Origin of the sequence: Hydrogenophaga flava NBRC 102514 (assembly GCF_001571145.1) — a bacterium.
Classification (GTDB): Bacteria; Pseudomonadota; Gammaproteobacteria; order Burkholderiales; family Burkholderiaceae_C; genus Hydrogenophaga; species Hydrogenophaga flava.
On record NZ_BCTF01000017.1, the window covers coordinates 46,124 to 57,791 of the forward strand.

An 11,668-nucleotide genomic window follows, 5' to 3' on the forward strand; every position below is an offset into this window, starting at 1 on the left:
CCCTCAGCGTACCGCCGTTTCGGCGCGGTCCTGCCGCGACACGCCGGCCGACTCGAAGCTGGCCATCTCTCGCAGGATGGCGCAGGCGCTTATCAGCAGCGGCCATGCCAGGGCGGCGCCCGAACCTTCGCCCAGGCGCAGGCCCAGGTCCAGCAGCGGCTCGGCCTTGAGGTGCGCCAGCATCAGCGCGTGACCACGCTCGCCCGACTGGTGGGCGAACACGCAGCGTTGCAGCACGGCGGGTTGCAGCGCGCTGGCCACCAGCACGGCCGAACTGGCGATAAAGCCGTCGACCACGATCACACGCCGCTCGGCCGCGGCCTGCAGCACCGAGCCGACCATGGTGGCGATCTCGAAGCCCCCGAAAGCGGCCAGCGCGTCCAGCGGGGCTTTCGCATCCGGGTGGCGCGCCAGCACCTGGCGCAGGATGCCGATCTTGCGCTGCACCGCGGGAGCGTCCAGCCCGGTGCCCGCACCCGTGCAGTCCACGATGTCCAGCCCGGCCAGGCGGCTCATCAGCAGCGAGGCCGCCGAGGTGTTGCCGATGCCCATCTCGCCCAGCAGCAGCGCGTTGCCTGGCAGGTCCTTCACCAGGGCGGCGCCGCTGGCGATCGCGACATTGCACTGGGCGGCGCTCATCGCCGGGCCCTCCAGCGCGTCGGCGGTGCCGGGCGCCACCTTGTTGATGACCAGGCCGGGTCGCGGCGCAAAGTCGTGCCGCACACCGCAGTCGACCACCGTGAGGCCGATGCCGTTCTGGCGGGCCAGCACGCTCACCGCCGCGCCGCCGGCCAGGAAGTTCTCGACCATCTGCCAGGTCACATCGCTGGGATAGGCCGAGACACCGCGCGCCGCCAGACCGTGGTCACCGGCGAACACCACCAGTTGCGGGTTCTTGAGCTCGGGGGCCTCGCTGCCCAGGATGAGGCCGATGCGCTGCGCCAGGCGCTCGATCTGGCCCAGGGAACCGACCGGCTTGGTCTTGTTGTCCAGAAGGCGTTGCAGGCGCGCGGCCAGCTCGGCCTGGGTGATGTCGCTGACGGCGGGAAGGGCAATGGGCATGGTTCAGTCCTTGTGAATGAGGGCATCGAGCACACCGGGCTCGACATGTTGTTCAAGAAAATCGGCCAGCCCGTCGAACACGGTGTCCAGCGTCGGCACACGGGCGCCGAACAGCGCGCGCAGCACCGCCGGGTCTTCAAACAGGCCGTGCAGGTAGCAGCCCAGCACGTTGCCGGCCGCGTTCTGCCAGGCCAGGCCGGGCATCACTTCGCGCGCGATGTCGCCCTTGGCGGCCATGGCCGGGTGCTGCGCGGTCTGCCCGTGGTGGATCTCGTAGCCGGCGGTGGTGACGCCCGAGAGCGACTGCCACGCGCCACCGAGTTCGCCAAAGGTGGCCGTCGTCCGGCGCACAGTCTTCTCGGCATCGAAGGCAGTCACCAGCGGCAGCAGGCCCAGGCCGGGTGCGTTGCCCAAATCCATCGGTTCTATGCCGTGGGTGTCGATCAGCGCCTCACCCAGCACCTGCAGCCCGCCGCAGATGCCCAGCACAGCCCGGCCCTGTGCCGCGTGATGGGCCACGGCCTGGTCCAGCCCCTGCACGCGCAGCCAGGCCAGGTCGGCAGCGGTCGATTTGGAGCCAGGCAGCACGATCCAGTCCGCGCCCGCGCAGTCGGCCGGCGTGCGCGCCCAGACCAGGCGCACGCCCGGCACGTTCTTGAGCGGCTGGAACTCGTCGAGGTTGCTGATGCGCGGCCAGGCGATGACGGCGATGGTGGTCCATTCGGGTCTTGTCGTGGTTTCGCCGCCAGGCCGCCCCAAGGCGAAACGCGCCCCCTTGGGGGGCAGCGAGGACACGCCAGTGCCGAGCGTGGGGGTCATATCAAACACGCCGTCCTCCTCGGGCAGGCCGTGCTGCCACCACATCGGCAGCGTGGCCACCACCGGCACGCCGGTCAGGTCTAGCAACATCTGCGGCGCGGGCGCCAGCAGGCTGGCGTCACCCCGGAACTTGTTGAGCACGAAGCCTTTGATGAGTGCGCGCTCGTCCTCGGGCAGCAGCGCCCAGGTGCCGTAGAGGTGGGCAAACGCGCCACCGCGGTCGATGTCGGTCACCAGCAGGCAGCGTGCGTCGGCATGGCGCGCGACGCGCATGTTCACGATGTCGCTGGCGTGCAGGTTGATCTCCGCCGGTGAGCCTGCCCCTTCGATCACCACCACGTCGTTTTCTTCGCGCAGCGCGTCCAGCGCCGCCGTGATGTGCGGCCAGACGGTTTCGCTGCGGCCGCGCCAGGGCATGTCGCTGAGTGCGCGGTGCACCTCGCCCATCAGCACCACCTGGCTGCGCGTATCGGCCTCGGGCTTGAGCAGCAGCGGGTTCATGCGGACCTCGGGTTCTGCTTTTGCGGCAAGCGATTGAAAGTATTGGGCGGAACCGATTTCCCCCTGCCCGCCTGCGACGCCGGCTACGACCCGCGCGTTGTTGCTCATGTTCTGCGCCTTGAAGGGCGCCACCTTGAGACCCTGCCGGGCGTAGTGCCGGCACAGCGCCGTCGTCAGCCAGCTCTTGCCTGCGCCGCTGGTCGTGCCCAGCACCATCACACACACCGCGGTCATCGCGCTGCCTCCAGGTTCAGGTTGTCGAGCACCGCGTCCAGGGCAGCCAGCGCCTCGGGCAGCTGTGCGCTCAGGCGCCACCAGCCCGGTAGACCGAACGAGGTGGCATCGCGCAGCTTGATGCCCTGCGCGCGCAGGGCCGCACCGTCCAGTGGCTGCGGCGGCTTCGCGCACAGGAAGGCCGTGTCGCTGGGTGCGCAGGTCCAGCCGCGGCGCTCCAGCGCCGCCCGCAGCGCCATGGCCCAGGTGGCCAGAACCTCGCGGCTGTCGGCCACCCAGCGCTGCACGCCGGGCTGCGCCCAGGCCATCAGCAGGGCCTCGCCGTGCGCGCCGATGGGCCAGGAGGCGGCCAGCGCATCCAGCGCCTCCACATCGGCCCGGGCGCCCAGCGGTGCCACCGCGTAGGCCGCGCGCACGCCCGTCATGCCTAGGGCCTTGTTGGGCGACCAGAGCTGCCAGACGCGGTCGAGCTGTGCAACATCCAGCGCACTTTCGCCCTGCAGCCGCAGCGGTGCGTAGGCCCGGTCCAGCAGCACCGTGCGCGGCGTGTGGTCCAGAAGCACCCGCACCACCTCGGCCGACTCGCCCTGCCCCAGCGGGCTGCCGGGGTCGCAGAGCCAGGCCAGCGGGGCCTGCCCAGGATCGTTCACCCGTTCCAGCCCCCAGGCCGACGCCGCGTGGGCGTAGTCGCCGTAGGCGTGGGGCGGGGTCCAGAAACGCCGGTCGCCCGCGCGCCAGCGCCAGGCCGTCAGGCGCTGGATGCATTCGCTGGCGCTGGCGGCCAGCAGCACGCGCCACGGCGCCACACCGTGCAGGTCCGCCAGCGCGGCGCGCAGCCGGGTGTAGGCCGGGTCGGGGTAGTGCGCGGCATCCGCGCGTTGCACCGCCTGCAGCGCCATCGGACACGGCCCGCAGGCGTTGGCGTTGCTGGAAAAGTCCCAGCGCGCGACGCCCTGGGCGTCCGGCCCACCGTGGACGCGCGCCGTCATGGCCGGCCCCCGAGCGACAGCGCCAACACCCCACCCGCCAGCAGCGCCAGCACCGCCACCACCTGGCCACAGCGCCGCAGCGCGAGCGCCGTGTCGGTGGCCCGCGGCGCCCTGCCCTGGCCGTTGAGTTGATACACACCGGGTTTGCCCAGCCGGATGCCCAGCCCTACGGCCAGCGCGCCCATGGGCCAGCCACCGTTGGGCGACGGCGTGAGACCGGCGTTGGCCACCATGGCCGCCCAGCCGCGGCCCACGGTCGGCAGCGCGATCAGCAGCGCCGTGAGGCGCGCCGGCAGCCAGGACAGCGCGTCGTCCACCCGCGCGGCCCACTTGCCGGCCCAGGTCCAGTCGCGGCCAGCGCGTTCGCCCCGGTAGCCCCACATGGCGTCGGCGGTGTTGGCAAAGCGGTAGAGAGCGGCGCCGGGCAGGCCCGCGACGGCGAACCAGAAAATGGGTGCGACCACCGAGTCGTTGAGGTTCTCCGCCAGCGTGGACAACGCGGCCTCGCGCACCTGGGTCTCGCTGAGCGCCGTCACATCGCGGCTCACCAGCCAGCCCACGCGCTGGCGCCCGGCGGCGAGCGAATCAGCCAGCGCACGCTCCACCGCCCGCACCTCATCGCGCAGCATGCGCCAGGACAGCATGGGTTTGAGCAGCGCGCCCAGCAGCGCGATCTGTGCCAGCGGATGCAAATCCTGCACCGCCATCACGGCGGCGAACGCCACGGCCACCACCAGCGCCGCACCAGCACACCAGCCCAGCGCACCGCCCCAGAACTCCACCATCGGCCGCGCCGGGGCACCGGCCGCCCGCGACACCCGCCGCCCGACCGCACCCAGGTACCGTCCCATCGCCACCACCGGGTGCAGCCGCACCGGCGGTTCGCCGAACAACCGGTCCAGCAAGAGCGCGACCAGCACCGCTCCGGCCAGCACGGCGGCGTCTGGGGTGGGCAGGCCGATGAAGTCCATCACAAGATCAGATCAGGCGTGCGCCCGGGTCGTGTGCATGCCCATGCGCTTGAGCAGATCCTGGTCAGCCTCCACGTCGGCGTTGCCGGTCACCAGCAGCTTGTCACCGTAGAAGATGGAGTTGGCACCCGCCAGGAAGCACAGCACCTGGGTCGACTCGGCCATCTGCCGGCGCCCGGCCGACAGGCGCACCTTGGCCTTGGGCATGGTGATGCGGGCCACGGCCACGGCGCGCACGAATTCGAGCGGGTCGAGATCGGGCTCGTCGGCCAGCGGCGTGCCCGGCACCTTGACCAGGTGGTTGATGGGCACCGACTCCGGATACGGCGCCAGGTTGGCCAGCTGCGCGATCAGCCCCGCGCGGCCGGCGCGCGATTCGCCCATGCCCACGATGCCGCCGCTGCAGACGTGGATGCCCGCCTCGCGCACGTGGCCCAGCGTGTCCAGGCGGTCCTGGTAGTCGCGCGTGCTGATGATGTCGCCGTACAGCTCGGGCGCGGTGTCCAGGTTGTGGTTGTAGTAGTCCAGCCCGGCGCCCTTGAGGCGCTGCGCTTGCTGCTCCGTCAGCATGCCCAGGGTGCAGCAGGCCTCCAGGCCCTCGTCCTTGACCACGCGCACCAGTTCCTCGACCTTCTCCAGGTCGCGGTCGTTGGGCGCGCGCCAGGCCGCGCCCATGCAGAAGCGCGAAGCGCCGGCCGCCTTGGCACCCAGCACGGCTTCGCGCACGTCCTCGGCGGTCATCATCTTGCTGGCTTCCACGCCGGTTTCATGGTGGACCGACTGCGGGCAGTAGCCGCAGTCCTCGGGGCAGCCACCGGTCTTGATCGACAGCAGCGTCGCCAGCTCCATGTGCGTCGAGTCGTGGTGCTCGCGGTGCACGGTCTGAGCGCGGTGCATCAGTTCGGGCAGCGGCAGGTCCAGCAGGGCCTGCACGTCGGCCACGGACCAGCGCTCCCCGGTCACGGGGGCCGGCTTGGCGGGGCGGTGCAGGGTCACAGGGGCTTCAGCGATGTGATTCATGGGGGTCTCCAGGGGTCAATCCTCAATACCGCGCTGCGCAGGGATGCCGGCGTTGAACGCGTGCTTGATTTTGGTCATTTCTGTCACGGTGTCGGCCAGCTCGATGATCTCGGGCGGGCAGCGGCGGCCGGTCAGGCAGACGTGCACATGGCTGGGCCGCTCGCGCAGGGTCTGCAGCACGCCGTCCAGCGGCAGCCAGCCGTAGATCAGCGGGTAGGTGATCTCGTCCAGCACGACCAGGAAGTGCTCGCCACCCAGGATGGTGGCACGCGCCTTCTCCCAGCCGTCGCGCGCCAGCTGGGCCGAGTGCTCCAGGTCCTGGCTCTTCCAGCTGAAGCCGTCGCCCAGGCCTTCGATCGGGATGCCGATTTGTTCGAACATGCGGTGCTCGCCGAAGCGCGCGCTCGGCACCTTCATGAACTGGTAGATCTTGACGGCCTTGCCGCGGCCATGGGCGCGCAGTGCCAGGCCGAAGGCGGCCGTGCTCTTGCCCTTGCCATCGCCGGTGTTGACGATCACGATGCCGCGGCGTTCGCCCTCGGCCTTCTCGTAGGGCTTTTCGCTCGGCGGGGTTTCAATCTGCATGGTGTGAAGTCCTCAAGGGGGTGATCCGCGGCAGCGCCACCCACTGCCCCTGCAGTGCGTGCACCTCGATGCGGTGGTCAAAAACAGCTTCCAGCGCGCGGTGCGTGGCGACGTCGGCACACGGCCCCTGGTGCGTGACGCGGCCTTGCGCCATCACCACCAGCTCGTCGGCGTGCAGCGCCATGGCCACCTCGTGCAGCACGCTCACCACCGTCCTGCCTTCGCGCGCCAGCGCCTGCACCAGTTCCAGCCAGTCAGCCTGGTGCGGCGGGTCCAGGTTGGCCAGGGGTTCGTCCATCAGCAGCACCTGCGCCTCCACCGCCAGGGCGCGCGCCAGCAGCACGCGCTGGCGCTCGCCGCCCGAGAGCTGGCCCAGCGAGCGGGCGCGCCAGTCCCAGGCCTGGGTGGCACGCAGCGCCCGTTCCACGGCAGCGCGGTCTTGTGCGCTGGGCGGGCTGAGCCAGGCCTGGTGCGGCAGGCGGCCGAGCATGGCCACGTCCCACACCGTCAGGTCGTCGGCGCTGGCCTCGTTCTGCCCCAGCCACGACAGCTGCTGCGCGCGCTGGCGCTGCGGCCAGTCGGCCAGCGGCCGGCCCAGCAGCGCCACTGCACCGCTGTGCGGCAGAAGGCCGGCCAGACACCGCAACAGCGTGGACTTGCCCGCGCCGTTGGGGCCGACGATGCTGGTCCAACGCCCCTGCGGCAGGTTCAGCGAGATGCGGTGCAGGATCGGCTCGTCGCCCAGGCGGGCGCTCAGGTCGCAGGTCTGGATGGCAAGGCTCACAGCCCACCTCCTCGCGAGATGCGCGTGTTGCGCTGCATCAGCCACAGCAGGTAACCACCACCCAGCACCGCAGTGAGCACGCCCACCGGCAGCTCCTGCGGCGCGATCAGCCAGCGCGCCAGCGTGTCGGCCGCCATCAGCAGCGCGCCGCCCATGCAGCTGGCCAGCAGCATCAGGCGGGCGCTGGTGGTCTTGACCAGCGAGCGCACCAGGTGCGGCGCGGCCAGGCCCACAAACGCAATCAGCCCGGTCTGCGCCACGGCGGTGCCGGTGGCCAGGGCCAGCACAGCCACCAGCGCGGCGCGCATGGGCCCCAGCGGCAGGCCCAGGCTGCGCGCGGTGGCGTCGCCCAGGCTCAGGCCGTCGAGCACACGCGCCAGCAGCCAGGCCGCCAGCGTGCACAGCACCCATACACCGGCCATCAGCACGCAGGCGGTCCAGCCCACGAAGCTGGTCGAGCCGAGCATGAAGGCCTGCATGGCCTGCAGCGATTCGGGCGAGAACAGCAGCACCAGGTGCGTCATGGCGCCCAGCACCACGCCCACCACCACACCGGCCAGCAGCAGGCGCAGCGTGTGCTGCACACCGCGCGAGAGCACCAGGGTGATCAGCACCGCCAGCACCGCACCACAGAAGGCCGCACCGGTCAGGCCCAGGCGCACCAGCGCACTGCTGGAGAACACGCTGACCGCCACGCCACCGTTCATCATGCTGCCGCCCAGCATGCCGGCGCCGCCGCCCATGGCCGCGAGTGCCAGCGCCACACCGAGCGACGCACCCGAGGCGCTGCCGAGCAGGAAGGGGTCGGCCAGCGGGTTGCGGAACAGGCCCTGCGCCACCGCGCCGGCCAGGCCCAGCAATGCGCCTGCGGCCCAGGCCCCCAGGGTGCGCGGCAGGCGGATCTCCCACACGATCTGCTGCGCCATGGCGGTGGCGGCCGGGTCGGCCTGCGGGTCCAGCAGCGGGCCAACCAGGTTCTCGAAACCCGCACTTCCGACGCATACGCCCAGCACGGCCAAACCGATGGCCGCCGCCAGCAAGGCAACGACGAGCCAGGACGCCCGGCGAGCGTTCACGAACGCGCCCCCGCTTTCTTCGCCGCCTTGTCGGCCAGGCAACGCGCCATCAGCCGCGCGCCCTCGGCCATGCGCGGCCCGGGGCGCACCAGGGTGTCGGACTCGTCGGTGGTGAACACGCACAGGCGCTGCTCGCGCATCGCGCGCATGGTCATCCAGCCCGGGCGCTGGGCCATGCCGTCCACGCTGCGCTGGCCGATCATGATCAGGTCCGGGTCGGCGCGCACGATGTACTCGGGGTTGAGCTTGGGGAACGGACCGAGCGAGGCCGGCACGATGTTCTTCGCGCCCAGGCGTGTGAGCGTCTCGCCGATGAAGGAGCTCTCACCCGCCGCGTACGGACCGGGGTTGACCTCGAAATACACCCGCGTGCCGCGCGCACCGGCCGGCAACGACTGGGCCGCGGCCATCACCGCGGCGTCGATGGCGCGCCAGATGCGCTGCGCGTCGGGCACCTCCAGCAGCTGGCCGATCTTGAGCATCACCCGCTGCACGTCGGCGTGGGTCTTGGGCTCCAGGGCCACCACCTTGATGCCCAGCGCGCGCAGGCGATCCCCGGCGCGGGACGATGTGGCCATCAGCACCACGTCGGGCCGCAGCGCCACGATCATCTCGATGTTCGGGTCCAGCCCGCCGCCCACCTGGGGCAGCTTCGTCAGGCTGGCGGGGAACGTGGAATAGCGGTCCACGCCCACCAGCCGCTGGCACTGGCCCAGCTCGCACACCGTCTCGGCCAGCGAAGGCAGCAGGCTCACGATGCGCTGCGGCGAGCGCTCGAAAGTCACCACCACGCCGTTGTCGTCGGTGATCTGCAAAGCCGCCTGTGCGGAGCCGCAGACCAGGGCCATCATGGTCCCCAGCAGCGCGAGCCATGCGTTGCGCATCCGGTTCATGTCCTGTCCTTCAAAGTCAGCGGCAGCCCCGCCGCCATGAGCGTCACGCGCCAGCAGGCTGCGGCCACCTGCTGGTTCAGCCGGCCCAGCGCGTCCACAAACGCGCGCACCTCGCGCCCCATCGGAATCACACCCAGCCCGATCTCGTTGCCCACCAGCACCACGGAGCCGGGCGCTGCGGCAATGGCCGCGCACAGGTCCTCGCCCGCCGCCATCACAGCCGCTTCGGGGAGCGCCTGCGCCGGGTCGGCAGGCATCATCAGGTTGGTCAGCCACAGCGTCAGGCAGTCGACCACGATCAGCGTGTGGGCGCTGCTGTTCCGACGCAGCGCACCGGCCAGCGCCAGCGGCTCCTCCACCGTCGCCATGCCCGGCACCCGCTGCGCACGGTCGGCCTGGTGGCGGGCGATGCGCTCGCGCATCTCCTCGTCCCAGGCCTGGCCTGTGGCGATCATCACCGCGCGGTGCGCGGGCGACGCGTCCAGCCACTGCCGCGCGAGCATCTCGGCGCGGCGCGACTTGCCGCTGCGCTGGCCACCCAGGATGAACGTGCTGCGCACCACATCAACCATGGGCCACCATCCAGTCGCGCACGATGCGGTGCATCTGTTCCACCCCGTCGGTCAGCGCCGCCGGGCCGGGCTGCAGGATGTCGGCCGACTTGATCTCGAACAGCTGGCCGTTCTTCACGGCGGGCAGGTCCTGCCACCCCGGCCGCGCCGCCACCTTCTCGGCCCGGAATTTCTTGCCGCACCAGGAGCCGATGACGATGTCCGGCGCGCGCGCCACGATCTCCATACCGTCCGCGATGATTCGGTGTTTGCCCAGCGACTGCACCGCCAGCTCGGGGAACACATCGTCGCCACCGGCGATGCCCAGCAGCTCCGACACCCAGCGGATGCCGCTGATGTGCGGCTCGTCCCACTCTTCAAAAAAGACGCGCGGACGGCGCTTGCCAGAGGCCACCAACGCAGCGACTTCGGCACGGATCGTGTCCAGCCGCTGGCGCATGGCCGCGATGCGCGCCAGCCCCTCTTCGGCGCAGCCGACCATGGCCGCGACCTGGAACAGCATGGAAAAAATCTCCTCCACGCTGCGCTGATTGAACACCGTCACCCGCACACCCGCGCGGATCAGCGCGGCGGCGATGTCGGCCTGCAGGTCGGAGAAACCGAACACGCAGTCGGGCCGCAGTTCGAGGATCTTGTCGATCTTGGCATTCAGGAATGCGCTGACCTTGGGTTTTTCCTCACGCGCCCGGCGCGGCCGCACGGTGTAGCCGCTGATGCCGACGATGCGCGCCTCCTGCCCCAGCAGGTACAGCCACTCGGTCGTCTCTTCGGTCAGGCAGACGATGCGTTGCGGTCCGGGCAGCACAGTCTTCATGCGGTCTCCGCCAGAAAGAGTTGCGCCGTGGCCTCGGGGTTGGAGGCGAACCACGCGTGGAAGTAGCTTGCGCGCACCGGGCCCTGGCCGTACACGGCCTCGGGTCGACCGAACTTGCTGCCCGGCACGGTGCGGGCCACGAGCGCCAGCGGCGATGTGGTCAGCGAATAGTGGAATGTGTGACCTCGCAGCTCGCCCTGCGCCGTGTCCCAGCGCTGCGGGCCGAGGGCGGCCAGGCGCGCCTGCATCGCCACCTCGCCCGGCAGCAGGCCCCACATCGGCACCCGCGTGCCGTCGCTCAATGTCAGCACGTCGAACAGCGGCATCATGCCGCCGCACTCGGCCCAGACCGGCTTGCCGGCGGCGACATGCGCGGCGAGGCTGGCGCGGCAGCGTGTGCCCTTCACCAGCGCGTCGGCGTGCAGCTCGGGGTAGCCGCCGGGCAGCCAGACCGCGTCGCAGTCGGGCACCGCCTCGTCGGCCACCGGCGAGAAAAACACCAGCTCGGCCCCCAGCGCGCGCAGTGTGTCGAGGTTGGCCGGGTAGGTGAAACAGAAGGCCGCATCGCGCGCCACCGCCACGGTGCGCCCGCTCAGCAGCGGCGCCACCGCACGCTCGGCTTGCGCGTCGAAGGGCACGGCCCAGCGCTGCCAGCCGGCCACATCGAGCTGCCCCAGCGGGGTGGCTGCCATGGCGTCGGCCAGCGCGTCCAGCCGCGCCATCGCGTCCGGCAGTTCGGACGCCACGGTCAGGCCGAGGTGGCGCTCGGGCAAGGAGAACCCGGCGTCGCGCCGCAACCCACCCAGCCAGCCGGCGTCGATGCCGCCCGGCGCAGCGCCCAGGTCGTCGTCGCGCACAGACGCCTGCAGCATCTTCTCGTGCCCTTCGCTGGCCACGCGGTTGGCCAGCACCCCGGCCCAGGGCAGGCCCGGTCGGTAGTGGCGCAGGCCGTGCACCAGCGCACCGAAGGTGCCGGCCATCGACCCCGCATCGATCACCGCCAGCACCGGGATGCCCAGCTTCACCGCCAGGTCGGCCGCACTTGGCTCGCCGTCGAACAGCCCCATCACGCCCTCAATCAGGATCAGGTCGCAGTTCGCCGCGGCCTCGTGCAGCCTGGCACGCAGGTCTGCCTCGCCGTTGAGCCAGAGGTCCAGGTTGTGCACCGGGTGGCCGCTGGCGAGCTGGTGCCAGTGCGGGTCCAGGAAATCAGGACCACACTTGAACACCCGCACCCGCCGCCCGGCCCGCGCGTGCAGACGCGCCAGCGCGGCCGTCACCGTGGTCTTGCCCTGACCGGAGGCCGGCGCGGCAATCAACAGGGCGGGACAGCGGGCGGTCGTCATCG

12 protein-coding genes are annotated in these 11,668 nt (G+C 71.2%); all 12 read right to left on the reverse strand.

From position 1 onward, the window contains the following. Nucleotides 1-3 precede the first annotated feature (3 nt). Genes cobT through HFL01S_RS15480 form a run of 12 tightly spaced genes read right to left on the reverse strand, consistent with a single transcriptional unit; the run spans nucleotide 4 to nucleotide 11,666 of the window. A complete protein-coding gene (gene cobT / locus HFL01S_RS15425) occupies nucleotides 4-1,062 on the reverse strand; it encodes a nicotinate-nucleotide--dimethylbenzimidazole phosphoribosyltransferase (RefSeq protein ID WP_066260245.1) in 1,059 nt (352 codons plus the stop codon). Nucleotides 1,063-1,065: 3 nt separating this feature from the next. After that, nucleotides 1,066-2,616, reverse strand: coding sequence for a cobyric acid synthase (locus HFL01S_RS15430; RefSeq protein ID WP_066260248.1), 1,551 nt, complete (start codon nucleotides 2,614-2,616; stop codon nucleotides 1,066-1,068). Further along, complete coding sequence (locus HFL01S_RS15435; RefSeq protein WP_066260249.1) at nucleotides 2,613-3,605, reverse strand: aminotransferase class I/II-fold pyridoxal phosphate-dependent enzyme; 993 nt, start codon at nucleotides 3,603-3,605, stop codon at nucleotides 2,613-2,615. Before HFL01S_RS15435 ends, HFL01S_RS15430 begins: the two co-directional genes overlap by 4 nt. Beyond that, a complete protein-coding gene (gene cbiB / locus HFL01S_RS15440; protein ID WP_066260251.1) occupies nucleotides 3,602-4,576 on the reverse strand; it encodes an adenosylcobinamide-phosphate synthase CbiB in 975 nt (324 codons plus the stop codon). The genes HFL01S_RS15435 and cbiB overlap by 4 nt, the downstream gene beginning before the upstream one ends. Nucleotides 4,577-4,588: 12 nt before the next feature. Next, nucleotides 4,589-5,587 carry a biotin synthase BioB gene (gene bioB / locus HFL01S_RS15445; RefSeq protein ID WP_066260434.1) on the reverse strand — a complete coding sequence of 333 codons (999 nt, stop codon included), beginning with the start codon at nucleotides 5,585-5,587 and terminating at the stop codon, nucleotides 4,589-4,591. 24 nt (nucleotides 5,588-5,611) lie between these two features. Further along, nucleotides 5,612-6,181, reverse strand: coding sequence for a cob(I)yrinic acid a,c-diamide adenosyltransferase (gene cobO, locus HFL01S_RS15450; protein ID WP_066260253.1), 570 nt, complete (start codon nucleotides 6,179-6,181; stop codon nucleotides 5,612-5,614). After that, nucleotides 6,171-6,965, reverse strand: coding sequence for an ABC transporter ATP-binding protein (locus HFL01S_RS15455; RefSeq protein WP_066260255.1), 795 nt, complete (start codon nucleotides 6,963-6,965; stop codon nucleotides 6,171-6,173). The genes cobO and HFL01S_RS15455 overlap by 11 nt, the downstream gene beginning before the upstream one ends. After that, entirely contained in the window at nucleotides 6,962-8,041 is a 1,080-nt protein-coding gene (locus HFL01S_RS15460) for a FecCD family ABC transporter permease (protein WP_066260256.1), read from the reverse strand. The genes HFL01S_RS15455 and HFL01S_RS15460 overlap by 4 nt, the downstream gene beginning before the upstream one ends. Next, the gene (locus HFL01S_RS15465) at nucleotides 8,038-8,925 is read right to left on the reverse strand and encodes an ABC transporter substrate-binding protein (protein WP_084383375.1); all 888 of its coding nucleotides are present in this window, start codon (nucleotides 8,923-8,925) and stop codon (nucleotides 8,038-8,040) included. Before HFL01S_RS15465 ends, HFL01S_RS15460 begins: the two co-directional genes overlap by 4 nt. Before the next feature lie 5 nt (nucleotides 8,926-8,930). Then, nucleotides 8,931-9,506 (reverse strand): bifunctional adenosylcobinamide kinase/adenosylcobinamide-phosphate guanylyltransferase, encoded by a 576-nt coding sequence (cobU, locus tag HFL01S_RS15470; protein WP_066260260.1) that lies wholly within the window; start codon nucleotides 9,504-9,506, stop codon nucleotides 8,931-8,933. Continuing rightward, on the reverse strand, nucleotides 9,499-10,320 hold the full coding sequence (locus HFL01S_RS15475; RefSeq protein WP_066260263.1) for a cobalamin-binding protein: 822 nt from the start codon (nucleotides 10,318-10,320) through the stop codon (nucleotides 9,499-9,501). Before HFL01S_RS15475 ends, cobU begins: the two co-directional genes overlap by 8 nt. Next, a complete protein-coding gene (locus HFL01S_RS15480; protein WP_066260266.1) occupies nucleotides 10,317-11,666 on the reverse strand; it encodes a cobyrinic acid a,c-diamide synthase CobB in 1,350 nt (449 codons plus the stop codon). The genes HFL01S_RS15475 and HFL01S_RS15480 overlap by 4 nt, the downstream gene beginning before the upstream one ends. Between the last annotated feature and the right edge of the window lie 2 nt (nucleotides 11,667-11,668).